Source organism: Actinocorallia aurea (assembly GCF_054783995.1).
Map to the genome: position 1 here is coordinate 661,494 of NZ_BAAGPQ010000002.1, position 24,385 is coordinate 685,878.

At 72.6% G+C, this 24,385-nt stretch carries 22 protein-coding genes; 11 read left to right on the forward strand and 11 right to left on the reverse strand.

From position 1 onward, the window contains the following. Positions 1 to 38: 38 nt before the first annotated feature. The 4 genes from ACYVOM_RS03265 to ACYVOM_RS03280 all read left to right on the forward strand — a co-directional run bounded on the left by ACYVOM_RS03265 (position 39) and on the right by ACYVOM_RS03280 (position 3,271). A complete protein-coding gene (locus tag ACYVOM_RS03265; RefSeq protein ID WP_460301681.1) occupies positions 39 to 1,058 on the forward strand; it encodes a PHP domain-containing protein in 1,020 nt (339 codons plus the stop codon). 67 nt (positions 1,059 to 1,125) lie between these two features. Then, positions 1,126 to 2,034, forward strand: a complete 909-nt coding sequence (locus ACYVOM_RS03270) for an LLM class F420-dependent oxidoreductase (RefSeq protein ID WP_460301682.1) — start codon at positions 1,126 to 1,128, stop codon at positions 2,032 to 2,034. 83 nt (positions 2,035 to 2,117) lie between these two features. Further along, complete coding sequence (locus ACYVOM_RS03275; protein ID WP_460301683.1) at positions 2,118 to 3,065, forward strand: hypothetical protein; 948 nt, start codon at positions 2,118 to 2,120, stop codon at positions 3,063 to 3,065. Further along, entirely contained in the window at positions 3,065 to 3,271 is a 207-nt protein-coding gene (locus tag ACYVOM_RS03280) for a hypothetical protein (protein ID WP_460301684.1), read from the forward strand. Before ACYVOM_RS03275 ends, ACYVOM_RS03280 begins: the two co-directional genes overlap by 1 nt. Positions 3,272 to 3,284: 13 nt before the next feature. Here the strand turns inward: ACYVOM_RS03280 and ACYVOM_RS03285 are convergent, their stop codons facing one another. The 3 genes from ACYVOM_RS03285 to ACYVOM_RS03295 all read right to left on the reverse strand — a co-directional run bounded on the left by ACYVOM_RS03285 (position 3,285) and on the right by ACYVOM_RS03295 (position 5,156). Further along, complete coding sequence (locus ACYVOM_RS03285) at positions 3,285 to 3,746, reverse strand: hypothetical protein (RefSeq protein ID WP_460301685.1); 462 nt, start codon at positions 3,744 to 3,746, stop codon at positions 3,285 to 3,287. A gap of 106 nt (positions 3,747 to 3,852) precedes the next feature. Further along, a complete protein-coding gene (locus ACYVOM_RS03290) occupies positions 3,853 to 4,233 on the reverse strand; it encodes a hypothetical protein (RefSeq protein ID WP_460301686.1) in 381 nt (126 codons plus the stop codon). Next, entirely contained in the window at positions 4,230 to 5,156 is a 927-nt protein-coding gene (locus ACYVOM_RS03295) for an NAD-dependent protein deacetylase (protein WP_460301687.1), read from the reverse strand. Before ACYVOM_RS03295 ends, ACYVOM_RS03290 begins: the two co-directional genes overlap by 4 nt. 266 nt (positions 5,157 to 5,422) lie before the next feature. Between ACYVOM_RS03295 and ACYVOM_RS03300 the strand changes: the two genes are divergently transcribed. Then, the gene (locus ACYVOM_RS03300; RefSeq protein ID WP_460301688.1) at positions 5,423 to 5,662 is read left to right on the forward strand and encodes a DUF397 domain-containing protein; all 240 of its coding nucleotides are present in this window, start codon (positions 5,423 to 5,425) and stop codon (positions 5,660 to 5,662) included. A gap of 2 nt (positions 5,663 to 5,664) precedes the next feature. Here ACYVOM_RS03300 and ACYVOM_RS03305 read toward each other — a convergent pair whose 3' ends face one another. Further along, on the reverse strand, positions 5,665 to 6,546 hold the full coding sequence (locus tag ACYVOM_RS03305) for a helix-turn-helix domain-containing protein (RefSeq protein ID WP_460301689.1): 882 nt from the start codon (positions 6,544 to 6,546) through the stop codon (positions 5,665 to 5,667). Between the two features lie 1,060 nt (positions 6,547 to 7,606). Here ACYVOM_RS03305 and ACYVOM_RS03310 point away from each other — a divergent pair. Continuing rightward, the gene (locus ACYVOM_RS03310; RefSeq protein WP_460301690.1) at positions 7,607 to 7,981 is read left to right on the forward strand and encodes a thioredoxin family protein; all 375 of its coding nucleotides are present in this window, start codon (positions 7,607 to 7,609) and stop codon (positions 7,979 to 7,981) included. A gap of 19 nt (positions 7,982 to 8,000) precedes the next feature. On the opposite strand, the gene ACYVOM_RS03315 is transcribed toward ACYVOM_RS03310, so the two are convergent. The 3 genes from ACYVOM_RS03315 to ACYVOM_RS03325 all read right to left on the reverse strand — a co-directional run bounded on the left by ACYVOM_RS03315 (position 8,001) and on the right by ACYVOM_RS03325 (position 11,898). Further along, positions 8,001 to 9,218: an oxygenase MpaB family protein gene (locus ACYVOM_RS03315; RefSeq protein ID WP_460301691.1), complete on the reverse strand. Its 1,218-nt coding sequence runs from the start codon at positions 9,216 to 9,218 to the stop codon at positions 8,001 to 8,003. A 59-nt stretch (positions 9,219 to 9,277) separates the two neighbouring features. Further along, positions 9,278 to 10,114 carry a serine/threonine-protein kinase gene (locus ACYVOM_RS03320; RefSeq protein WP_460301692.1) on the reverse strand — a complete coding sequence of 279 codons (837 nt, stop codon included), beginning with the start codon at positions 10,112 to 10,114 and terminating at the stop codon, positions 9,278 to 9,280. Positions 10,115 to 10,341: 227 nt separating this feature from the next. Further along, positions 10,342 to 11,898 (reverse strand): PucR family transcriptional regulator, encoded by a 1,557-nt coding sequence (locus ACYVOM_RS03325; protein ID WP_460301693.1) that lies wholly within the window; start codon positions 11,896 to 11,898, stop codon positions 10,342 to 10,344. A gap of 104 nt (positions 11,899 to 12,002) precedes the next feature. Here ACYVOM_RS03325 and ACYVOM_RS03330 point away from each other — a divergent pair, with 104 nt between their 5' ends. Genes ACYVOM_RS03330 through ACYVOM_RS03350 form a run of 5 tightly spaced genes read left to right on the forward strand, consistent with a single transcriptional unit; the run spans position 12,003 to position 16,472 of the window. Then, the gene (locus ACYVOM_RS03330) at positions 12,003 to 12,821 is read left to right on the forward strand and encodes a GNAT family N-acetyltransferase (RefSeq protein ID WP_460301694.1); all 819 of its coding nucleotides are present in this window, start codon (positions 12,003 to 12,005) and stop codon (positions 12,819 to 12,821) included. Next, a complete protein-coding gene (gene menC, locus ACYVOM_RS03335) occupies positions 12,818 to 13,930 on the forward strand; it encodes an o-succinylbenzoate synthase (protein ID WP_460301695.1) in 1,113 nt (370 codons plus the stop codon). The genes ACYVOM_RS03330 and menC overlap by 4 nt, the downstream gene beginning before the upstream one ends. Before the next feature lie 48 nt (positions 13,931 to 13,978). Next, positions 13,979 to 14,875, forward strand: a complete 897-nt coding sequence (locus tag ACYVOM_RS03340; RefSeq protein ID WP_460301696.1) for an ABC transporter substrate-binding protein — start codon at positions 13,979 to 13,981, stop codon at positions 14,873 to 14,875. A gap of 8 nt (positions 14,876 to 14,883) precedes the next feature. Next, positions 14,884 to 15,687 carry an amino acid ABC transporter permease gene (locus tag ACYVOM_RS03345; protein WP_460301697.1) on the forward strand — a complete coding sequence of 268 codons (804 nt, stop codon included), beginning with the start codon at positions 14,884 to 14,886 and terminating at the stop codon, positions 15,685 to 15,687. Continuing rightward, positions 15,684 to 16,472 (forward strand): amino acid ABC transporter ATP-binding protein, encoded by a 789-nt coding sequence (locus ACYVOM_RS03350; RefSeq protein WP_460301698.1) that lies wholly within the window; start codon positions 15,684 to 15,686, stop codon positions 16,470 to 16,472. Before ACYVOM_RS03345 ends, ACYVOM_RS03350 begins: the two co-directional genes overlap by 4 nt. Positions 16,473 to 16,538: 66 nt before the next feature. Here ACYVOM_RS03350 and ACYVOM_RS03355 read toward each other — a convergent pair whose 3' ends face one another. From ACYVOM_RS03355 to ACYVOM_RS03370, 4 genes are all read right to left on the reverse strand, one after another. After that, complete coding sequence (locus tag ACYVOM_RS03355; protein WP_460301699.1) at positions 16,539 to 21,020, reverse strand: cation-translocating P-type ATPase; 4,482 nt, start codon at positions 21,018 to 21,020, stop codon at positions 16,539 to 16,541. 114 nt (positions 21,021 to 21,134) lie between these two features. Further along, positions 21,135 to 22,358 carry a hypothetical protein gene (locus tag ACYVOM_RS03360; RefSeq protein ID WP_460301700.1) on the reverse strand — a complete coding sequence of 408 codons (1,224 nt, stop codon included), beginning with the start codon at positions 22,356 to 22,358 and terminating at the stop codon, positions 21,135 to 21,137. Then, the gene (locus ACYVOM_RS03365) at positions 22,348 to 23,592 is read right to left on the reverse strand and encodes a hypothetical protein (RefSeq protein ID WP_460301701.1); all 1,245 of its coding nucleotides are present in this window, start codon (positions 23,590 to 23,592) and stop codon (positions 22,348 to 22,350) included. The genes ACYVOM_RS03360 and ACYVOM_RS03365 overlap by 11 nt, the downstream gene beginning before the upstream one ends. After that, positions 23,589 to 24,320, reverse strand: a complete 732-nt coding sequence (locus ACYVOM_RS03370) for a hypothetical protein (protein WP_460301702.1) — start codon at positions 24,318 to 24,320, stop codon at positions 23,589 to 23,591. The genes ACYVOM_RS03365 and ACYVOM_RS03370 overlap by 4 nt, the downstream gene beginning before the upstream one ends. Between the last annotated feature and the right edge of the window lie 65 nt (positions 24,321 to 24,385).

Genomic DNA, 24,385 nt, shown 5'->3' on the forward strand with positions numbered 1-24,385 from the left:
CATATAAGCATTTACTTATGGCGGGTACCACTCCCTGTATGGAACCCGTTGAGGCGCTGCGGCGCATCGCGTTCCTCCTGGAACGCGCCCACGAACCCACCTATCGGGTCCGTGCCTTCCGCACGGCCGCCGCGACCGTGGGAGCCCTCGGCGAAGCCGAACTGGAGCGGCGCGTACGCGAGGACACCCTGGAGGAGCTGCCCGGCATCGGGAAGGTGACCGCCCGGGTGGTGGCCGAAGCCGTCGGCGGAGAGGTGCCCGTCTATCTGCGGCGACTGGAGGCCACCGAAGGCGAGCCGCTCGACGAGGCCGCGGAAGCGCTCCACAGCGCACTGCGCGGCGACCTGCACAGCCACAGCGACTGGTCGGACGGCGGCTCCCCCATCCGCGAGATGGCCGAGACGGCGCGCGCGCTCGGCCACGAGTACCTCGCCCTCACCGACCACTCCCCCCGGCTGACGGTCGCGCGGGGCCTCACCGCGGACCGGCTCCGCGAGCAGCTCGACATCGTGGCCGGGCTCAACGCCGAACTCGCCCCGTTCCGGATCCTCACCGGGATCGAGGTGGACATCCTCGACGACGGCGCCCTCGACCAGGAACCCGAGCTGCTCGACCGGCTCGACGTCGTCGTCGCCAGCGTGCACTCCAAGCTCCGGATGGACCGCGTGGACATGACGCGCAGGCTCGTCGCCGCCGTCTCGAACCCTTCGGTGGACGTCCTCGGCCACTGCACGGGCCGGATCGTCAAAGCCGGGAGCGCGAGGGGACGGCTGCGGCCGGAGTCGGAGTTCGACCCCGAGCTCGTCTTCGACGCGTGCGCCGCCTATGGCACCGCCGTCGAGATCAACTCCCGGCCGGAGCGCCTCGACCCGCCCAAGCGGCTGCTGAGGCTCGCGGTGGAGGCGGGCTGCTCGTTCTCCATAGACTCCGACGCGCACGCCCCCGGGCAGCTCGACTGGCTGGGCAACGGCTGCGAGAGGGCCGTGCGCTGCGGCGTCTCCCCCGAGTCCGTGGTGAACACCCGGCCGGCGGACGCGCTGTTCGGACGCCCCGGGTGATCGTGCAGAATCCGAAGGGCAGTCATCACCCACACAGTCCTCACCCCACAGACCGAGGAGCGCTCCGTTGCGGATCGGGATCTCACTCTTGGACAAGGGCGGTCCTGACGCCCTCCGCCGCTTCACAGACGACGTGCGGGAGGCCGCCGACGACGGCTTCTCCTCGGCTTGGCTGACCCAGGTCTTCGGCCTCGACGCGCTGACCGCCCTCACCGTCGCGGGCGCGGCGGTGCCCGGCATAGAACTCGGCACCTCCGTCGTGCCGACCTACCCGCGCCACCCTGCCGCGCTCGCCCAGCAGGCGCTGACGACGGCGCTGGCGATCGGAGACGGGCGGCTCACCCTGGGCGTCGGCCTCTCCCACAAGATCGTCATTGAGGGCATGTACGGCTACGACTTCGACCGCCCCGCACGGCACATGGACGAGTACCTGTCCGTCCTGGTTCCGCTGCTGTCCGGCGAGCCGGTGGCGTTCGAGGGCGAGACCGTCAAGGCGCAGATCGGGTTCGGGATCGGCAACGCGGCGCGGGTGCCCGTCGTCGTCGCCGCGCTCGGGCCCCGGATGCTGCGGATCGCGGCGGAGAAGGCCGACGGCACCGTCCTGTGGATGACCGGGCCGAAGACCGTCCGCGAGCACATCGTGCCGACCATCACCGCGGCCGCCGCGCAGGCCGGCCGGCCCGCCCCGCGCGTGGTGTGCATCCTGCCGTTCGGCGTCACCGACGACGTCGAGGCGGCCCGCGCCAAGGCCGGGGAGCTCTTCCAGATGTACGGATCGCTGCCGTCGTACCGGGCGATGATGGACCGGGAGGGCGTCGACGGTCCGGCCGGCCTCGCCGTCGTCGGCGACGAGGACTCCGTCACCGCGCAGCTCGAGGACCTGCGGGACGCGGGCGTCACCGACTTCGTCGCGGGCGGATTCCTCTCCGGGAAGGACAAGGAGCGCACGCGCGCGTTCCTCAAGACCCTTCTCTAACCCCAGAAATCCCACCTAACCGGCTGTGGATAACTTCTCTTGACGGCCACCTCCCGATGGTAGAAACGCATCGGGAGGTGGTCATGGAACGTCTCTACGCCCTCACCGGGCCCGTGATCGACCCCGCGCTCCCCCCGAAGACGCGCGAGGTCCTGGAGAACCACCCGGAGTCGCTGCACCCCGGCGCGGCTCCGCGGCGGCCCGCCGCGCTCGGCGGGCTGCAGCCGATGGACGCCGTGTTCGCGCTCTGGCAGACGCCCCTGTGGACGTACCTGCCCGGGCTGATGGGCACGCTCTACTCGCCGAGGGTCCGCAACGCCGCCTTCGCCGCGCAGGCGGTGGTCATCGCCGCGTTCGTCCTCGTGCCGGGCTGGGCGCTGGCCGCGGAGCTGTGCCTCCAGCCGTTCGTCCTCGCGTTCCTGCTCACCCGGTGCGGTGAAGGCGCGGCGGGGCGGCTCGCGCGGGACCACCACGGGCGCTACCTCCTGCCAGAGGAACTCAGCGGCTCGTACCGGGATCTGCTCACGCGGGCGCGCAAGGCCGTCGCCTATGTGCTCGGCTCCCGGGTGCAGACCGAAGGCCTCCTCGACGACATCCGCAACACCGTCACGCTGCCCCAGCAGGCCTGGGAGGTCGCCGAGACCCTCTTCGAGCTGAACCGGCTGTCGGCCGAGCACCGCGACGCCGACTCCCGTGACCCGCAGATCGCCGAACTGCTCGGACCACAGCAGGAGGTGCTGCGGCTGGCCACCGCCTCGGTCACCGAGCGGATCGAGGCGCTGGAGGCCTACGCCGAGCGCGTCAAGGCGGCCGACGCGGCCCTGCGCCAGTGGGAGACCGTGCAGCGGTTGGCCGCCAAGGGCGACGCCTACCAGGATCTGCTGGCCCGCACCGTCCGCGACGAACTCGCCGTCGCCGAGATCGCGGGCCTCACCGAGCAGGCGCGCGCCGTCGAGGAGGCGTTGCGCGCCAGCGTCGAGAAGGCCAGAAGGGCCGGGCTCGCGCTCGTCCCCGAGAGGAAGGCGGGCTGATGCCCTCGCGCACCTCCAAGCACGACGACGGACCCACGATGGAGCAGGGGCGCGCCGAGAAGCGCGCGCTCAGCCGGTTCTCGCCGGGCGGCCGGGCCCAGCTCGTCCGGGTGCCATGGCCGGTGAACCTGCTGGGCGCGGTTCTCGCGCTGGTCCAGATCTACCTCGCGGTCGCGCTCGTCGCGTCGGTGCTGGAGCCCGGCTGAAGGGCCCGCCCGGTCAGAAGCCGAGCGCGAGGCGCGGCAGGATCAGCTGGGAGCCGACGAGCAGCCACCAGCCCCCGAGCAGCACCAGGGTGCCGAGCGCGCCCATCACCACCCGCCACGGCGGCAGCGAGCCCCGGAAGAGGCCGTCGCGGCGCGGGTCGAACAGCGCACGCGGATCCACCTTGCCGAAAAGGCCCACGGAGGTGACGAACGGCGCCCCGAACGCCGAGAGGGAGACCATGCCGACGGCGAACAGGACGCCGATCGCGCCCATGCCCACCGCCACGATCCCCACGGCGAGCTGGCCGATCGCGATGACCCCGCGGGCCACCTGGCCCAGCGCCACTACCCCCGTGGCGAGCTGGCCGATGGCGATCACCCCGGTGGCGAGCTGCCCGATCGCGATGATCCCGACCGCCTCCTGCCCGACCGCGATGAAGCCGACGTCGTCCCCGCCCACCGTCACGATCCGCATGCGGGGAGCATAGACACCCGATCACCCCCACCGCACCCCTTCTCCCCCGATCCCTCTCTTTCCCGTCCGGCTTCGCCCGCACAGGCCGCGGGGACGCCCCCGCGGGTCAGGCGGCGGGGATGCGGGCGGTGAGGTCGGCGGCGAACTCCTCGGGCGCGGCGACGGTGACGGTGAGGGCCTCGTGCGGGCGCGGGCCGAGGCAGCGGACGGGCTCGCGGAAGGAGATGCAGACACCCGTCAGGCAGGAGCCGAAGGTGAGGCCGGAATCGACGAACGACAGCCGGACGCCGATCGCGCGATGGGCCTTGTACGGGCCCGAAGGCGTCGCGGAGGCGATGTTCGACAGCGGCGTCGCCAGGGTCCAGCGGCCGAAGACGGCGCGCAGCCCGCCGTCGTCGACGGTGACGCGGCTGTTGGCCGAACGGACGCCGAGGAGGGCCAGGAGCGGGCGGTAGCGCGCGGCGAAGGCGAACGGGTAGTCGGTCACGGCAGGGCCTCCAGAAGGGCGCGGAGCGTCTCCCCGAGCGGGGCGTCCACGCGGCAGAGGGCGTCGGCGTCGGAACGCGTCGGTCCCTGGTTGACGATCATGACGGGAATGCCGTGGGACGCCGCGTGCCGCACGAAGCGGCGGCCGGAGTGGACGGTGAGCGACGACCCGAGGACCAGGAGGGCGCCCGCGCCGGAGGTCAGCTCGTAGCACTCCTCGACCCTTGGCCGCGGCACCGTCTCACCGAAGAAGGTCACGTCGGGCTTCAGCGTCCCGCCGCACGCCGCGCAGTCCACGACGCTGAACGATGCCGTCTCGGCGTCGGTGAGCGACACGTCGCCGTCGGGGTTGACCAGAGTCGGCCGCGCCTCCCAGTCCGGGTTCGCGCCCCGCAGCCGCGCGTCCAGGACGTCCCGCGAGGTCTTCTCCCCGCAGTCCAGGCACACCACCCGGTCGAGCGCCCCGTGCAGCTCCACGACCCGCCCCGACCCCGCCGCCTGGTGCAGCCCGTCCACGTTCTGCGTGATCACCCCGTTGACGAGCCCGCGCCGCTCGAGTTCGGCCACCGCCCGATGCCCCTCGTTGGGCAGGGACCGCGTCATATGCCGCCACCCCAGATGCGCCCGAGCCCAATACCTCCGCCGAGCCTCGGCACTCCCCACGAACGCCTGGAACGTCATCGGCGAAGACGGCCGAGACCTCCCCGTCTCCCCCCGATAGTCCGGAATCCCGCTCTCCGTAGACATCCCAGCCCCACTGAGCACCACCACATCGCCATCGGCCACCAGGTCCGCGAGCACCTCCGTGCCCGCGACCGCCGCCGACCCCCCGGCCCGAGTCACCACCACGCCTCCATCGTGCCTCACCGCACCCTGTGCCCCGTCCTGTGGGGCCGCCGTCGACGCCCCGCGCGCCGATCCCACCAGGAACCCCCCTCAGCTGATTTTCAAGTGACACAGGCACAAACCACTGTTTTTGGCGCCCTTTATAAGCCCCCTTCCTGGAGAAATATTCCCACCGAGAGCACTCAAGCGGTGGCGCCGACCGGGCCGCTTCGGTAATTTGCATCGATCAGTTTCGCCAAACCCCCGCCGTACCGTGCCGCGCCTACTCGACTCCATCGGTCACCAGTTGTGACGTGTCAGCTACACAGGGGCTGACGCTCGACTTCTAAGCTGGACCGGAGGCCATGGCTACTTCGTCTGGAGGTGCGATATTTCGCACTGGACTTCTCATTTCGTCCGGCGAAGCGGCACCGGTCGTCTGGCGCAAAGCGTCGGCGAGTGAGACCAGCGGATGTGTCGAAGTGACCGTCATGGGCGCCGCGGTCTACGTGCAGGACTCGAAACAGTCCGACGGCGGAACCACCCTGGGCCTGTCGGCGCGGGCGTGGCAGGGGCTGGCCGCCTCGGTGAGGCGCATCTCCTAGCGTCAGCCGCCCATGTCGACGATCACCCGTTCGAGGAAGGGAACCGTTTCTTCCTCGGCGAGGGTGAGTCGGCGGAGGTTCTCGAAGGCGACGCGGTATTCGGTGATCCGGGCGTCTCGGTCCGCGACATTGGTGTCCGTGGAGCGGGCGTTCTCGATGAAGAGGACGTCGCCGAGGCGGCCGTCGAAGCCGAGGATGGTGAATTCGCCCTGCATGCCGAAGTGGGCGCCTTGGGTGAAGGGGATCACTTCTATGGCGATGTTGGGCTTGTCCGTCATGGCGATGAGGTGGCGGAGCTGACGGGCCATGATTCCGGCGTCGATCTGGCCGCCGACGTGCCTGCGTAGCGCCGCCTCGTCGAGGACGACGTGCAGGAGGGGCGGGTCAGGGCGGCCGAGGACCTGGTCCTGGCGTTGCATGCGGACCTCGACGATGATGTCGCGCACCTCGTGGGTGCGCGTGAACTCCACGGTCAGGGCGTTGGCGTATTCCTCTATTTGGAGGAGGCCTGGGATGGCGAGGGGTTGGAGGCAGCGGATGGTGGAGGCGCCGGCTTCGTAGCCTATGAATTCGAGGTAGGCGGGGGAGAGGTCGTTGCGGTAGAGGGCCCACCAGCCGCGTTGGCGGCCGTCTCGGGCCAGTTCGGTGAGGCGGTCTATGGCCGGGGCGCCGTCGGGGAGGCCGTAGAAGCGCAGGAGGGCGCGGAGGTCGGTGGTGGAGACGCCGACGCTGCCGCCCTCGATGCGGATGAGCTTCGACAGCGACCAGTCCAGCGCGGACGCGACCTGGTCCTGGGTGGAGCCGTGCTCCTGGCGGAGCCGTTGCAGCTCACTCGTGAGAATGGCGCGCTGCACGACGGGTCCGGGTCCCGAAGGCATGCTCATGCCGACCCCCAACTCTTCCGTCAAATATCGCGTTTATTTCCCCGCAGACGGGAACGTCGCTGTCGGCCGCCCTTCGAGATGCTTCGATTAGAACAGCTAGGTGGCGAACGGCCAAGTCCGCTGTCGCAGAAGTGGCTTTATGCCATCAGGACAAGAGCCGCGCGGACGAACGCCACCTTCCGGGACGGTGGCCGGTGTTTTTCCCAGCACTCCCACCAGTCCGTGGGAGCACACCCGTGCGGAGGAATGTGCCAGGGGCGTCAGATTCGGCGGATGGCCGCATCCGGACGCGCAGAGTGCTGCATGGCAGTGTGCGAGATGGCCTCCCGGACCGTTCTGCGAAAGAACATCGCTGTCCGATTCGCAGCAGAACAGTCGGCAGCAATCAGCCCACGGCAGAGCCCTGAAAACAAAGGCCTGATAATGAGAATAAGGGGCCTCGGGTCGCACCCCGTGGCCCCGCACAGAACGAAGATCCCACCTCATTGATCACAAAAAGGGAAACCTCGATCCATGATGAGCATAAAGGCCGAGGCGCCATCGGCTCCACCCGTCGCGGGGGCCGGCGCCGCGGAGGACGGCGGATTCCTCGGGCCGTTCGCGCCCGTGGCGCCGCACCACCACACCTCGCTCCTGGCGTTCGACGTGTCGGCGTTCGCCGCCCGGCACCGGGACGAGAGCGAGCGCTTCGCGCTGCGGCGCGACATGTACGAGGCAGTGCGGGCCGCCTTCGGGGCGGCGGACCTGCCTTGGCCGAGATGCCACCGGGAGGACCGGGGCGACGGCGCGCTCGTCGTCCTGCCGCCGGACGTCCCGCTGCACCTGCTGCTCGACCCGCTCGCGACGTCGCCGGGCACGGTCCGCATGTGGCGGCCGACCGCTATGAGCCCCTCGACGTCGAGGCCAAGGAGACCAGGACGAGGGCCTGGCTCTGGCTGGACGGGTCGGCGCGCCTGTGGGCCGCGGACGGGTCCGGTTAGCGCGAGGCGGGCTCGGGAACAGGAAAGGGCGCCGGGTGGTTCTGCAAGGCGTACGACGACGCGACGTGAAGGAGAGGGCGATGGCCACGGTCGATCTGACCAAGGAGACCTTTGAGGATGCCTTCGGGCGCGAGGGGCTGGTGCTGGTCGACTTCTGGGCGAGCTGGTGCGGCCCGTGCCGCAACTTCGCCCCGGTCTACGAGCGCATCTCCGAGGAGCACCCGGACGCCCTGTTCGGCAAGATCGACACCGAGGCCGAGCGCGAGCTGGCCGCGGCGTTCGAGATCACCTCGATCCCGACGCTCGTGGTGGCGCGCGACGGGATCATCCTCTACGCCGAGCCCGGGGCGCTCCCCGAGCGCGCGTTGAAGGAACTCGTGGACAAGGCGCTGGAGCTGGACATGGACGAGGTCCGCGCCGCCGTGGCGGCGCGGCAGGGCGCGGCCGAGAGCTGAGCCGCGCCCCGGCCCCCCGTCACTCCGGGGGGCCGGCGGCGGGGTGCCCGGTCGACGCGTCCACGAGGTCGTGGCCGACGCCCAGACGGGCGGCGGTCGCGGCCGACGTGGTGTCGATGAAGGTGAGGGCGCGACGGAGCTTGCGGTCCATCGCGCCGGGAACGACCTGCTGCAAGGCGTTGACCGCGCGCACCGGGGGCGCCAGCAGCGCGGGCAGGTGCCGCCAGGCGTTGCGCCGTACGCCGAGCCGGTCGGCGATCGGGTCTCCGGCGAAGGTGCGGGCGAGGCCGTGCACCATGGGCCGGGCGGTCCGCCGCATCGCGGGCGCCAGCGGGCCCGCCTGGGTGGCGAGGTTGTCGGGCATGATCACGTCGAGGAGTTCGGCGACGAGTTCGCGGCTGTAGGCGCTGGGTTCCGCGCCGGTCAGGTGGTAGATCTCCTCGAGTTCCACGAAGTCGGGTTCGGTCGCGGGCAGGATCCTCGGGTCGACGCCCATGAGGTGTCCGACGTACCGGAAAAGGTGGTAGATCGCGGAGCGTTCCCGCGGGGTGTGCGGGATGCCGAAGCGCCCCATGACGCGCAGCGGGATGAGGCTGAACTCGATGAGCGTGTAGGCGGAGTCGGCCTGGTTGATCGGGTGGCCGAGCTCGGCCGAGTCCCAGGTGCCGTCGGGGAGTCCGTTGAGGATGTGGTGGCGGACGAACGCGTGGATCAGCCGCACCCGGACCGTCGCGGCCACCCCGGGCGCGAACCGCTCGAGGCCGCCCGGACGGGCGGTGGCCCACAGCCACGAGGCGGTCTCGAACGCCCGGACCGCGCCCCGGTCGGTGAACCGCCGGGTGAGCGCGAGCGGCTCGACGGCCGCGCCGTTGACGTAGCTCCCGACGAGTGAGGCGGTGCCGAGCGCCGTCAGGACGGCGACGGGGTGCCGGCAGTAGGCGTGCGAGGCCACGGCCAGGAGGTCGCGGTCCAGCCATTCGGGCTCCGCGTCGATCTCGGCGAACAGTGCCACCACGGATTCCGGCGCGTCCTGCACCGCGTCGATCCCCTCGGCCAGCGCCTTGCGGATCCGCCGCATCCCGGGCCCGCGGCCCTGCGCGACGAGGTCCGCGACGACCGCGTCCGCGACCGGGTCCCCCCAACCCAGCGCTTCCACGAACACCCGCGCGCGCTCCGGGTACCGCGCCAGCGCGCCCTCGAAGCCGCCGACCCTCCCGGGCACCAAAGTCTCGGTCATGCCGAGCACCCTAGGCCAGTAAGTGCTTGCTTGCTAGAGGGTTCTTCGCCCGCCGCCGTTCACGCGGCCAGGACGAACGGGGCCGGAGTGAAGTGGGGGCGGGTGCGACGGGACCAGCGGAGGCCGTAGAGGCGCCGGGCCAGGAGGTCGACGGCGCGCAGGAGGGCCGGGGCGGAGTGGACGCGGGCGTCGGGGTCCTTGGCGAGGCCGGCCGCGATCAGCGGCTGGAGGTGGGGGTCGCCGGAGTCGGGGACGGGGCTGTAGAGGTGCTGGGCGGCCAGTTCGGCGATGTAGCGGGCCGGGTAGGGGCGCTCGCCGGTGAGGCACTCGTAGAAGACCGCGGTGGCGGCGTAGAGGTCCCAGGCGGGAGCGGCGGGAAGGGCCTGCCACTGCTCGGGCGGCATGTACGCGGGGGTGCCTATCGGGTCGGTCTCGGTGCCCTCGGCGACGGCGATGCCGAAGTCGATGAGGGTGATCTCGCCCTTGGGGCCGACGAGGAGGTTGCCGGGCTTGAGGTCGCGGTGCACGATTCCGGCGCGGTGGACGGCCTCCAGCGCCCGCAGGACGCCCTGGAAGACCAGGAGGGCGGCTTCGGGGGCGAGGGGGCCGGTCTCGTCGAGGAGGTCCTTCAGGGGGCGGCCGGGCGCGTGGTCCATGACGAGGGCGGCACCGGCGCCGTCCTCGACGTACTCGACGAGCCGGACGACGTTCCGGGAGCGCACGGCGGCGAGGTGCCGGGCCTCGCTGGCGAAGGCGTCGCGCCGGGCGGCGTCGCTCAGGTACTTGACCGCGACCGGGCGGCGGTCCCGTTCGCGGACCGCGGCGACGACGCGTCCGTGCGCGCCCTCGCCGAGGGTCTCGATGGTGGTGTAGCCCGGCGCACTCCAGCCGTCCATGTTCACGGTCTCCCTTCGACCCGTGAACAGCATCCGTCATACGAATCACCTCGCGCCTGAGCACGGAGTACCGGTCTGCCCGGACGCCCGGGACAAACGCCTCACCCGCCCGGGACTTCCGACACGGGACACCAAAAACCCCGAAATCGGTCACCTGACACAGCGCCGCGAGAGGCGCGGTGCTTCTCGCGGCCGGCCGCCCGCGAGCCCCGCCTCACCCGCGATCCCTAGCGGCTCAGGCGCAGCTGGAGCCAGAGGACGAGGCGGGTGTCGGGGTCGGCGAGGTCGAGGCCGAACAGCTCCGCGGCGCGGGTGAGGCGGTAGCGGAGGGTGTTGGGGTGGACGGTGAGGGCCTCGGCGGCGGCGCGGATGTCGCCGTCCGCCTCGAAGTAGGCGAGGAAGGTCTCCGCGTACGTCGTCTTGTGGGCCGCGTCGTGGGCCCGGACGGCCGGTCCCGCGCCTTCGGCGAGGCGCGGGACGGCCGGGAGCGCGTGGCCGAGGTCCATGAGGGTGACGGTCGGGCGGATCTCGTCGATCGTGGCGACCGCGCAGTCTTCCCCGGCGAGGACCCGCAGCACGGTGTCGGCGTCGCGGCGCGAGGCCGAGGCGCGCTCCAGACGGGGCACGACGGAGCCCAGGGCGGCCTTCACGGGTAGCTGGAGTGCCCGTTCCGCCCGCGCGGTGACGTCGGCGACGAAGTCCCGCCGCGCCTCCCCGGGCAGGAGCGCGTAGACGACGCCGTCGAGAAGGGCGCATCCGTGCCTGCCGAAGTGGGCCTCGCAGTGCAGGCTCACGAGGTCGATCAGCTGGAGCGACGCCCGGGCGATCCACGACTCGTCATAGCCCGCGGCGTTCACGTGGAAGGCGGCGACGACGGCCGGGGCGTCCAGGGGCAGGCCGAGCTGGGGGGCGACGATGGGGGCGCTGTCGGGATCTTCGAGCAGCCTGTGCAGGAGGTCGCCGCGCTGGCGGCGGGCGAGGTCGTGGGACGTCCTCGCCCGCAGAAGGTGGAGCGCCGCTATCCGCCCGGCGTCTTCCAGCGCCCTGAGGGCGTCTTCGCCGAGGTCGTCTCCGGCGTCGACCACCCAGAGGGAGCCCAGCAGCTCGCCTCCGGCGCGGACCGCGACCGCCAGCCTGGACAGGCCGCCCATGCCGGACGGGAAGCGCATCGCCCTGTGGGATCGGGCGAGGTCCCGGTACTGGGGGACGTTGGTCTCCAGATAGGGGACGTGGAGGCCGAGGATGCCCTGGCGGCGCTCCTCGTCGATCGGCTGCCCCCGCAGCGTCGAGTAGGCGAGGATGCGCTGGTAGGGGTCCTCGATGGCGGTCGCGCCGCCGACCGCGCCCGCGATCGCGTTGGCGAGCGAGAACAGGTCCCCGGCGTGCGGGCCCGCGGGCGCGCGCCCGCGGGGCGCGGCCACCGCGGTGAGGGCCGAGCTGATCAGGGCGTCGAGCTGCTGCCAGGAGACCTCGTCGTCGGCGCACAGCAGGCTGAGCCCGGCGCCTTCGGCGGCCCTGGCGAGCTCGCCCAGGGAGGCCCCGTACCGTTTGACCACGATTCCCGCGAGGCCCGCCCGGGAGGCGTCCGCCAGCAGCGCCGCGCCCTCCGAGGGCGGGACGCCGACGGCGAGCAGGAGCGCCCCGTCCATGCGGGGCAGCGGGGCGCGGGGCTCGTAGAGCAGCGTTCCGGACACCGGTGTCTCAGGGCCGCGCGGGGCGGTCACGAGGCTGATCGGGTCCGCGCCCAGCGCTTCTACCAGGTGGTTCAGGGTCGAGGCGGGCACAGCGGCCAGGGTATGCAAGGTTTGGCCTATCCCATAAACCACTTTTGTCACCTTTGGCCGATCGGCTAAAGCAGCCTTGCCACCGGGTTGACGAGAGTGGAACCGTGCTCAACCCATCAGCTTCCGATCTCGCGCACCGGCAGGCGGACGCCGCCGCCGGCGCCGCCGGGGTGCGCGTGGAGGCGGTCGAGGACCCTGCTCGGCTGCGCGCCGTCGCGCGGCTGCTCGCGGAGATCTGGGAGACCCCTCCGGGCGAGGACCCCCTGCCGACCGACGTCCTGCGCTCGGCCGCCCACGCGGGCGGCGCGATCCACGCGGCCTACGGCCCGCAGAGCATGATCGGCGCCGGCGCCGCGATCTGGGGCCCGCCCGAGGCACGCGACGCCTACTCGCTGATCGCCGGGGCCCACCGCACCGGCGGAGGGGTCGGGTACGCCCTCAAGCTCGCCCAGCGCGCCTGGGCCATGGAGCGCGGCGCGCGGACGATCACCTGGACGTTCGACCCGCTGATCCGCCGCAACGCCTGGTTCAACCTGGTGAAGCTCGGCGCGACCGCCCCGGAGTACACCGTCGACTTCTACGGGCCCATGAACGACGGGTTCAACGCCGGGGACGAGTCCGACAGGCTCACCGTCCGCTGGCGGCTCGACGCGTTCCGCCCCGGCCACGCCGCCGATCCCGTCGAGCGGCCGGAGCCCGAGCCCGACCTTGGCCCCGACGGCCTGCCCTACCTCGCCCGCCGCGGCACCGACCTCTGGTGCCGCGTCCCCGAGGACATCCTCGCGATCCGCGCCGCCGACACCGCCCAGGCCCTGGCCTGGCGGCGCGCGGTCCGCGAGGTGTTCCTCTCCGCCGAAGGCCTGTCCGCCGTGTCTATCTCGCGCGACGGCTGGTACCACCTGACCCCCGAGGAGACCCCGTGAGGATCGAGAACGTCGAACTGATCTCCATCGAGGTCCCTCTGGTCGGCGCCTTCCGCACCTCGTTCGGCACCGACACCGTCCGCTCGACCTTCCTGCTGCGCGTCACCACCGACGAGGGCGAAGGCTGGGCGGAGTTCGCGGGCGACCCCGACCCGCTGTACTGCTCGGAGTTCAACGCCTCCGCCGAACTCGCCCTGCGCGACCACCTGATCCCCCGCGTCGCCGCCCTGGGCGACGGCGTCACGGCCGCCAAGGTCGGCCCCGCCCTGGAGCCCGTCAAGGGGCACCGCCTGGCGAAGGCCGTACTGGAGACCGCCCTTCTGGACGCGGAACTGCGCTCCTACGGGATGTCGTTCGCGACCCACCTCGGGTCGGTCAAGGACCGGGTCCCGTCCGGCGTCTCCGTCGGGATCATGGACTCGATCTCCGAGCTGCTCGCCGCCGTCGAGGGCTACCTCGCCGACGGCTACCTGCGGATCAAGCTGAAGATCGAGCCGGGCTGGGACGTCGAGGCGGTCCGCGCGGTGCGCGAGACCTTCGGCGACGACCTGCTGCTCCAGGTGGACGCCAACTGCGCGTACTCCCTGACCGACGCCGAGCACCTGCGCCGGCTCGACGACTACGGCCTCCTGCTCATCGAGCAGCCCCTGGAGGAGGACGAGCTGCGCGGCCACGCCGAGCTGTCCAAGCTCATCCGCACGCCGATCTGCCTCGACGAGTCGATCACCTCCGCCCGGGACGCCGCCACCGCGCTCGCCTACGGCGCGTGCCGCGTGATCAACATCAAGCCGGCGCGGGTCGGCGGCTACCTGGAGGCCCGCCGGATCCACGACCTCGCGGTCGCGGGCGGCGTGCCCGTCTGGTGCGGCGGAATGCTGGAGACCGGCGTGGGCCGCTCGGCGAACCTCGCCCTCGCCGCGCTGCCCGGCTTCGTCCTGCCCGGCGACACCTCCGCCTCGGCCCGCTACTACGCCGAGGACCTCACCGAGCCCTTCGTGCTGGAGGACGGGCACATCGCCGTGCCCGACGGCCCCGGCACGGGCGTCACCGTCCGGCCCGACTCCCTCGCCAAGGTCGCCACCGGACGCCGCGAGCTGTACCCGCGCTAGAGAGCTCCCCACCCGCCCTCCCTCCCCCGTTCTCGAAGGAAGCCCCACATGAACCTCTTCTCCCGACGCCTCTTCGGCGCTGCCGCCGCGACAGCCCTCGTCGCCGGGTCCGTCGCGGCCTGCGGCGACTCCTCGGAGGAGACCGCGAGCCCCGAGGCCGCGGGCTCGGCCGCGCCGCTGTTCGCCGAACTGCCGGCCGAGCAGCAGAAGGCGGGCAAGATCGTCGTCGGCTCCGACATCGCCTACGCGCCGCTCGAGTACTTCGACACCGACGGCGAGACGGTCCTCGGCTTCGACAAGGAGCTGGCCGACAAGCTCGGCGAGCAGCTCGGCGTGACGTTCGAGTTCCAGTCGGCGTCCTTCGACGGCCTCATCACCTCGCTGAAGTCGAACCGCTTCGACGTCGCCATCTCCGGCATGTCGGACACCAAGGAGCGGCAGGCGGAGGTCGACTTCGTCGACTACTACGTGGCCGGCGCCATGATGCTCGTCAAGAAGGGCAACCCCGAGGGCCTGGCGACGCTCGCCGACCTGTGCGGCAAGACCATCGCGGTCCAGCGCGGCACCACCCAGGAGGGCTACGCCCAGGACCAGAGCGCGAAGTGCGAGGCCGACGGCGGCGCCAAGATCGACATCCTCTCGTTCGACCGAGAGACCGAGGCGATGCTCCAGATCAAGCAGGGCCGCGCCGTCGCGGGCCTCCAGGACTACCCCGTCGCCACCTACAACGCCCGCGAGTCCGGCGGCGCGTACGAGGTCGTCGGAGAGCAGATCGAGGCGGGCCCGCTCGGCATCGCGGTCTCCAAGGACGACACCGCCCTCCGCGACGCCATCCAGAAGGCGCTCGCCGCGATCATCGACAACGGCGAGTACGGCAAGCTGATCGAGAAGTGGGAGATCCCGGCCGGCGCCGTCACCGAGGCCGAGGTCAACGCGGGCACGTGAAAGAGGACATGATCAAGGCGGTCCCGGTCCGCCACCACAGCCGCTGGATCTTCCTGGCGATCATCGCCGTCGGCACCGCGCTCGTCGTCCGCGCCTTCATGGGCGCCGACATCGACTACTCGGTCACCACGGAGTTCCTCACCGCCGACAACGTGCTGAAGGGCCTCGGCAACACCCTGCTCATCAGCGTGCTCGCGCAGGCGCTCGGCATCGTCCTCGGCGTGGTCGCCGCGGTGATGGCCGGATCCCGCTTCCTCGAGGTCCGCGCCGTCTCGATGGTCTACGTGTGGCTGTTCCGCGGCACCCCGGTGCTGGTCCAGCTCCTGCTCTGGTACAACCTGTCGCTCGTCGTGGACACGGTGACGATCCCGGGCGTCGGAAGCTGGGAGACGAACTCCCTCATCACCCCGTTCGTCGCGGCCCTGCTCGGTCTCGGCATCAACGAGGGCGCCTACATGGCGGAGATCGTCCGGGCCGGGATCTCCTCGGTCGACAAGGGACAGACCGAGGCCTCCCAGGCGCTCGGCCTGTCCCGCGGCCAGATGATGCGGCGGATCATCCTGCCGCAGGCGATGCGGGTCATCGTGCCGCCGACGGGCAACCAGTTCGTCAGCATGCTCAAGACCAGCTCGCTGGCTTACGCGATCCAGTACGGCGAGCTGCTCCAGTCGGCGGTGCGGATCTACACCAACAACCTGATGATCGTGGAGCTGCTGCTCACGGTCTCCCTCTGGTACCTGGTGCTGACCACCATCGCCACGGTGCTCCAGCGCTTCCTGGAGAAGCGCTACTCCAAGGGGGTCCAGCGATGACCGGCGACATCCCCGTCGCGCGCAGGGCGCCGCTCGTGCGGGCGCAGGGCGTCTGCAAGTACTACGGCGACCACAAGGTCCTCGCCGGGATCGACCTTGAGGTCGCCCCCGGTGAGGTCTCCTGCATCATCGGCCCTTCCGGCTCCGGCAAGTCGACGTTCCTGCGGTGCGTCAACCACCTGGAGCGGGTCGACGCGGGCCGGCTGGAGGTGAACGGCCACCTCATCGGCTACAAGGAGAAGGACGGGAAGCTCTACGAGCTGAAGGAGAAGGAGGTCGCGGCGCAGCGGCGGGAGATCGGCATGGTCTTCCAGCGCTTCAACCTCTTCCCGCACATGACGGCGCTCCAGAACGTCATGGAGGCGCCCGTCCGGGTGAAGCGCGAGTCCAAGGCCGCGGCCCGCGAGCGCGCCCTGCGCCTGCTGGACCGCGTCGGGCTCGCCGCGCGGGGCGACGCCTACCCCGCCCAGCTCTCCGGCGGCCAGCAGCAGCGCGTGGCGATCGCCCGCGCGCTGGCGATGGAGCCGAGCCTGATGCTCTTCGACGAGCCGACCTCGGCGCTCGACCCCGAGCTCGTCGGCGAGGTCCTCGACGTCATGCGCGACCTGGCCGCCGACGGCATGACGATGCTCGTGGTCACGCACGAGATCGGCTTCGCCCGGGAGGTCGCCGACTCGCTGGTCTTCCTCGACGGCGGCGTCGTCGTCGAGTCCGGCAGGCCGCGCGAGATCCTGGCCGGGCCCAAGCAGGAGCGCACCCGCGCGTTCCTGTCCAAGGTGCTCTAGCCCAGCAGGACCCCGAAGGCCCCGTCCGCCGCCGCTCCCCCGGCCGGCGTCCGGGGCCTTCGGCCTTCACGGGGTGAAGAGCACCGCGAAGGCCGCGAGCCTGGTCCGGACCGCCTTGGGCAACACCGCCGGGAGGACCTCGCGCAGGCGCGCCGGAATGCCCGACGAGGCGTCCGGGATCGGGATCCGGGTGAGGACGAAGGCGGTCGCCGCGGCCGTCGCCGCCGCCGCGTAGGCGATCAGCCAGCCTTGGGGGAGCAGCGGGCGGCAGCCGAAGAAGTGGCTGAGCCCGGGGATCTGCACGACCGCGGCCAGGACCGTCAGCGAGAACACGCCCGAGGCGAACACCAGCGGATCCCTGCCGCCCGCGGCGATCGTCTGGAACAGCTGGGTCGCCACCAGCGCCACGAGTCCCGTCGTGGACGCCTGGAGGCGCGAGCCTCCCGAGTGGCCGAGCATGAAGGCCGCGGAGGCCGCCGCCGCGGTGGTCACCCCGCGCACCGCGATGTCGTGCGTCAGCGCCACGCCCAGCGACCGCTCCGGACCCTCGGCGAGCAGGTCGGCCTTGGTGACCCGGTGCGGCGGGCGGACCGCGAGGGCGATCGCGGGCAGCAGGTCGGTCAGCATGTTGACCAGCAGGAGCTGGCGGACGTTGAGCGGGCTGGCGCCCACCAGCACGCCCACGCCGACGGTGAAGCCGATCTCGCCCAGGTTGCCGCCGAGCAGCACGGCCAGCGCGTCGCGGGTCGAGCGCCACATCGCGCGGCAGTCGGCGATCGCCTCGGTGATCGTCTCGATGCGGTTGTCGGTGATCACCACGTCGGCGGACTCGCGGGCCGCGGGCGAGGCCCGCTCGCCGAGCGCGATCCCGACGTCGGCGAGCCGGATCGCGGGCGCGTCGTTGGCGCCGTCTCCGGTGACCGCCACGACCTTGCCGAGCGTGTGCAGCGCCCCGACCGTCCTGGCCTTCTGCGCCGGGGTCATCCGGGCGAAGACCGACACGTCCGACAGGGCCTTGCCGAGGTCGGCGTCACTGAGCGCGTCGATGTCGGCGCCCGTCATGACCCGGCCGTCCAGGATGCCCAGGTCCGCGGCGATCGCCTCGGCGGTGCTCGGATGGTCGCCGGTGATCATGATGATGCCGACGCCCGCGGTGCGCAGGCGGGCCACGGCCGCCGCGGCCGTCGGACGGACCGGGTCGGCGATGCACAGGAGGCCGAGGAACACGAGGTCCTTCACGTCCTCCTCGGTGAGCAGCCTCTCCGGGGCCGCGCGATCGGCCACCGCGAGGACCCGGAAGCCGCGCCGCGCCAGCGCCTCGATCTCCTCGGCCACCCGTGCGCGCGCGACGGCGTCGAAGGGGCGGCCCTCCCCGTCGCGCTGCCAGGTCGCGCACTTGTCCAGGACGAGTTCCGGCGCGCCCTTGACGCTCAGCCACCTGCCGGTGGAGGAGGACCCCAGGACCGCGTGGTAGCCGCGGGCCGGCTCGAAAGGCAGCTCGTCCAGGCGCTCCCAGCGCTCCATGCGGGCGCCGAGGCCGAGTTCGTCGACCGCGTACATGACGGCCCTGTCCGTCGGGTGCGGAGGCCGCTCGCCGTTCAGCTCGGGGCCCGCCCGCATCGCCACGGCGACGACCTCCACCAGCCGGTCCGGGAGGTCCTCCACCTCCGCGGAGTCGACGCCGTCGGACACCACCCTGAGCCGCAGCCTGCCTTCGGTGAGCGTGCCCGTCTTGTCGAAGCACAGCACGTCGACCCGGCCGAGCGCCTCGATCGTGGCGGGGTTGCGCACGAGGGCTCCCCGGCGCGTCAGCCTGCGCGCCGTGGCCAGCTCGGCGGCCGTCGCGACGAAGGGCAGCCCCTCGGGGACCGCGGCGACGGCGAGGCTCACGGCGGAGCCGAGCGCCCTGCCGAACGGCTGGCCGCGCAGGAGGTTCGAGCCGAGGAGGGAGAGCCCGGCGGCCAGCGAGACGGGCAGGGTGACGCGGGTCAGCTCGCGCAGCCGCCTCTCCACCCCCGTCTCGCGGTACTCCGCACCCGCCAGGTGCGCCGTCCGTCCGACCTCCGTGGACGACCCCGTGGCCACGACGACGCCCACGGCCTCGCCCGCGGCGACGACCGTCCCCTGGTAGAGCATCGAGTGCCGCTCGGCGACCAGAGGCGAGAAGCTGGGCTCGGCCTCCTTCTCGACGAGCTGCGACTCGCCCGTCAGGCTCGACTCGTCCATCTCCAGGTTGTCGGCGCTGAGCAGGCGGCAGTCCGCGGGCACCGAGTCGCCCGCGGTGAACCGGATGACGTCCCCCGGCACCAGGTCCTCGCCGACGGCCGCGTGCTCCCCGTCGGGCCGGGCGATCCTGACCCGGACGGCGCTGCGGTCCACCAGGCCGCGCAGCGCCCGGTCGGCGCCGAGGCGCTGGAGGCCGGACAGGAAGGCGTTCGTGGTCAGGACGACGGCGATGAGCGTCGCGTCCGTGACCGAGCCGACGACGGCGGAGACGCCCGCGCCCAGCGCCAGGGCGGGGGTCAGCGGGTTGTCCAGCTCCTCCATGACGAGCCTGCTCAACCCGTGCTCGTGCGGGCTCTCGTGGCCTTCGCCCGCGCGGCGCTTCGCGGCCTCCTCGCCGGTGAGCCCGGTGACCGCGGAGTCCAGGTGGTCGAGGACCTCGTCGGCGGGCCAGGAGTGCCACGGGGTGCGGTCCACCGACAGGGGGCGCGGCAGGCGGGAGAACCCGAGCCCCGCCCAGGAGCCCTGCGCGAACGCGGAGAACCCCGACAGGTCGACGGCGAGCTGGGCACGCCGGTCGGCGGTCGCGGCCGGGCCCGCCGCCGAGAGCAGCATCGCGGTCAGGGAGCCGAGCTTGGCCGTGCGCGCGCTACGGCGGCTGTTGTCGTGCGCGGCGGGCACGGAGTCCAGAAGCAGGCAAGCCGTCTCCAGTCCCGGGCCGCAGAGCACGTCCGCGCCCCACGGCGGCGCTTCCCCGGTGAGGACGCCGATCCCGACGTCGGCCGCCGACAGCGCCGCCCGGTCGCCGGGCGAGACCAGCGCTACCACGTGAGCGTCGGCCTGGAGCGCCCGGACGGCCTCGGCGGGCCGGCCGGCGCGGAAGCCGTCCACCCTCAGGCGGTGCTCCAGACCCCGGCCGTCACCGGTGATGAGGACGAGCCCCGCCTTGCGCGAGGCGGCCACGAGCGCCTCCGCCGTGGAGTGCAGCTCGGGCACCACCGAGACCAGCGCGGCTGGCGCGTCGCGGTGCTCCAGCAGCAGGACGAGGGCGCCGCGGCGGCGCAGGACCGCGAGCCGCTCGGCGATCGCCGATTCCTCCGCGGAGTCTCCCTCGAACAGGGTCGAGCCGCGGCTGAGCGGGCTCAGGAGCCATCCGTCGGCGCGGGCGACCGCCCGCGGCCTGGCCAGGTCGGCGAGGGTGTGGGCGCGGGCGTAGAGCGCCTCGGGGCCGTGCTCGGCCGAGACCGGCACCACCTCGTCGATGATCATCCGGCCGGTGCGCAGCGCGGCGGCGTCGAGGAGGACCCGGTCCACCCGGTCGAGGCGGCGCAGGAACGCGGTGTCCATGACGAGCGCGTCGCGTTCGGCCAGGGCGCGCGAGAGCTGGCCGCAGAAGGCCTCGCGCCCCAGCCGCGCCGCCTTCGGCACGCCCCCGACCAGCACGCCCTGGGCGCGGCCCGCGTCCCGCGTGAACGCCCACACCCCGGCGGTCACGGTGACCGAGAGCGGCCCGCTCCAGCGCTGCACGGTCTCCACGGGGCCCTCGGGCAGCGGCATGGGCCTCGGCGCGCGCTCCAGCGGCTCGGCCCGGTAGGCGCCCGGCACCACGAGGTCGGCGGCCCTGCGGTGCCAGACCTCGCGCCTCGCGCGCAGCTCCGCGACGTGCGAGGCGCGCCGCGCGAACGACAGCAGCAGCCCGACGGGCTGGGCGGCGAGCACCTGGCTGGCCAGCAGCCCCGCCGAGAAGCAGGTGTCGGCGGCCTGTTTGCCGACCGTCCGCTCCAGCGCCGCGCGCAGCGGCGGGTTCACGTCGGTCAGCCCCAGGACCGCGGAGACCGCGGACGGGAGGTAGGCCACGCGCAGCGCGGCGGCCACCGCGGCGACGCCCCAGCCCGCGAGGTTGGCCCCCGCGTGCACGGTCTCGGAGACGAGGGAGCCGACCTCCCCGGGGTGGACCGCGCGCAGATGAGGTTCGTCCTCAAGGCCGTGCGCGCGCTCGACCTCGTCGACGATCGCGATGAGGTCGTCGTCCGCCACGCCCTCGTGGACGACGAGGACATGGCCGAGGATCCCGTTGACCTCCGCGCGCGACACCCCGTCGACCGCGGTGAGCGCCTCTTCCAGGTCGGCGGCGAACTTCTCGCCGCCCTCGCCCTTCACCGCGATGTGGCGGTGGCCGTCGGCCGGTCCGTGCACCTCGCGGTCGGCGGAAGCCGCGGACACGAGGCGCACGACCGAGAGCGACCCCTTGACGGCGTCCGCCGGAAACCGCCCGATCCTCGCGGGCAGCCCGATGGCCGCGCCGAGCGCGCGTGCGAGCACCATGCGTTCCCCCGTGCCGGCCCGCCCCTCCCCCGGAGACGCACCGTGTGTCCTTCCATAGCCACCGGCGGCGATCTTTATTCACCCGGCCAGGACAAGATCACGGAAGGGCGCGGGTCAGGCGCGGTGGCCGCCCCGCAGGACGATCGCGACCAGGCCGGCGCCGCTCCCGTCGGCCGACCCGCCCTCGCCGAACTGGCCGTAGCCGGTGCGCGACCACAGCGAGTCTCCGGCGTAGTAAGGCAGCGGCCTGTCTCCCGACGTGTCCAGCAGCGCCTCGGGCGTGCGGTGGTCGCGGACCGCCTTCGCGCACGCCTGGCAGGCCCGCACCTTGATGGAGTCGCGCGTGCCTATGCGCCGCCACGTCACCTCGGCGGTGGCGTCGCCGTGCAGCGGGTTGAAGAAGCACAGCGGGCTCGGCGGTGCTTCCCGGCCGCCCTTCCGGCGCGCCCGGACCGCCGCGATCGCGTCGCTTCCCGCGTCCACGAGGACGAGCACGCCGGCGAGGTCGGGGACGCCCTTCGCGTCGTCGAGCACCTTGCCGGCCGCCTGGTAGGCGTCCAGGGCGTGAGCGATGAGCTCCTGCGCGCGGGCGTCGTCCGAAGGCACCTCGGTGGCTTCGACGAGTTCCCCTAGCGCGACCACCGAGGCGGCGGCCTGCTTGCGCAGGCCCTTCTCGTCCGCGTTGCGGGCCGCCTCCAGCGTCGCCCTGGAGAGCACGAGGGGGTGGGCGTCCCGCGGCGCGGGACCGCGCGTCCGCTTCCAGCGCCACACCGCGAGGCCCGCCACGGCGGCCGCGCCGAGGCCGATGGCGGTGACGCGGACGGGCGAGGTCCGGCCGGTCTCGTCTTGCGCGAGCTTGGCGACGGGGTTGGGCTCCTCGTGCAGGTACGCGGTCGCCTTCTCGTACTCGGCCTGGGCGTTTCCTCCCGCGATGATCTCGATGGTCTTGAGGAGGCGGTCCGCCAGGGTGGCGTTGTCGTACTCGTCCAGGAAGCCGACCACGGAGGCGCCGTAGAGGGCGTCGGTCCGCTCGTCCCGGGTGCCGCCGAACCTGCGGCCCTCGAACCGCGTCCCGGACGACTCCGGCACCAGGTAGACGCCGTCGCGCTTCAGCCTGTCGTGCACGACCGAGATCAGGTCCTCGGGCTCGCTCCAGGTTCCCCCGGCGACCAGCGGCACCAGGATGATCCAGAAGTCGAAGGGCGCCTTCTCCGCCGCCTCCAGGACCCGCGCCCGGTCCGCCTCGGGAAGCGCGGACGCGTAGGCGGGGTCGACGTAGAGGGGCGAGCGGCGCAGCGCGGTGACGATCTTCTCGCCGGGGGACGGTTCAGCGGACACCGAGGGACTCCAGTACTCGTGCGGCGAGGTCGGGACGGCCTCCGAAGCCCTTGCTCCACAGGCTTTCGACGTCGGGGTAGGGGCGGCCGTCGGGGACGCGCAGGATCGTCGCCCGCACGTTCTTCGGGGACAGACCGGCGCAGAGGGCGCACACCTGGCCCGGAGGGTGGCCGGCGTTCGCGCTCGTCCGGGCCTTGGTCCCGAGGCCGTGCAGCGGGTTGACCTGGCAGAAGACCGGCCCCCGGGAGAGGTCCTCGGCCAGCGCCAGCGCTCCCTGGCGGGAGAGGACGATGACGCCGACGAGGTCGAGCGCCTCCGCGGCGGGATCGCTGCCTCTCCGGGCCTCGTCGGCGACGAGCAGCGCCGCGTCGTAGGCGCGCATCGCAGTGCCCGTCCCGGTGGTGTCGCCGGCCTTGTCCAGGCGTTCGGCGAGGAGCCGCAGTTCGCGGCGCGAGGTCGCCCTGAGGTAGCGCAGGCTCGGCTTCGCCCGCCACGACGCGCGGGAGGCGCCCGCCTTGACGCCCAGGACCAGGCCCCACACCGCCGCGATGGCGCCGACGAGCAACGGCCCGACGAGGAGCAGCCCGGCGAAGAACGGCCCCCAGATCGCGGCCTCGGGTTCGGACTCCTCCTCGGTGAAGGACGGGATGTCGGGCGGCCCCGTGTAAGTGCGGGGCTCGCCCGCGGGCAGCGCGACCGCCTCGGCAAGGGTCGCCTGCACCCTGGGCAGCAGATCGGCGAACGGCGTCTCGTACGAGGCGGAGTGCTCGTTCTCGTAGCGGACGGCCCGGTAACTGAAGTCGCGGGGTATCCCGAAGTCCCGGCCGCCGAGGTCGCCGTCCGCGTCGACCGTCAGGTACAGGCCGTCCTTGCGGAGCTCGTCGTACACGCCCTCGATCAGGAGGTCCGCGCTGCCGTCCGACTCGCTCTCGGTGGAGTTGGGCACCGCGAAGAAGTAGACGTCCGCCTGGAGCGCCGCCGCGGCGGACTTCAGCTGCGCCCGCAGATCCCGGCGCATCGGACCGGTGACGGCGTCGGCGAGGTCGGTGTCGACGAACAGCGGGTCCTTGCGCAGCGCCTCCGCGATCCGCTCCCAGCGCGCGGTGGCGTACGGAGGGACGTCCCCTTCCGCGGACGCGGGGGCGAGGGGCAGCAGCGCGAAGACCACCGCGGCGAGCGCGGCCGCCCGGCGCCGTGCGGGCCTACCGGACGCGGTGGTCCCTGTGCCGCTCATCGGCGACCCTTCTTTCCCTTGACGGCTGTCTTTCCCCTGGCCGCCGGCTTCCCCTTGCGGGCCGCCGCGGCGGGCCTGCGGGGGGCGGGTGCGGAGCTCTGGGCCGCCGGGCCGCGCCGCCGCGCCCTCCTGGGCTTCAGCACCAGGTTCAGCAGGAGCGGGATGCCGAGCAGGAGCGCGCCCACGACGGCGCCGACGCCCAGCGCCGTCATCTCCACGCGGTCGCGCTCGTCGCTCGCGTACACGGGCTCGGGGGCCCTGGTCGCCGCCGAGACGCGGGCGACGGGGTCGGGTGCGGAGAGCATCTCGGTGAAGCGGACGAGCTGCTCGATCAGCGGCGTGCCGTAGGTGAGTTCCCGCCTTGCCGCCCTCCAAGCGTCGTCGGCGGGGAGCGCTGAGCCGAACGCCTGGGCCGTCCCGCCGCCGGAGGTGTCGGTGACGACGTAGAGCCCGTCTTCGCCGAGCCTGTCGTGCAGGATCGGGATCAAGTCCTCGGGGCGCGTGTATTCGTCGAAGAACATGTTCTGGGGCTCCACGACGACGTAGTACGGCATCCCGAGCGGGTCCAGAGCCGTCTTGATGTCCGCGCGGAGGGCCTCGGGATCGAAGAGGCGGGCCTCGGCGTCGGTGACCTGCACCGGCTCCTCGGCCAGTGCCTCGGCCACCAGCTCGGTGCGGCCCGGCGGTTCCGGCGCGGCGGCGGCCGGCCCCGCGCCCGAACCGAGCAAAAGGACAAAACCGACGATAAACCCCAGGCGCAACACGCCGGGCAGTCTAACCAAGTCGGTTGCGC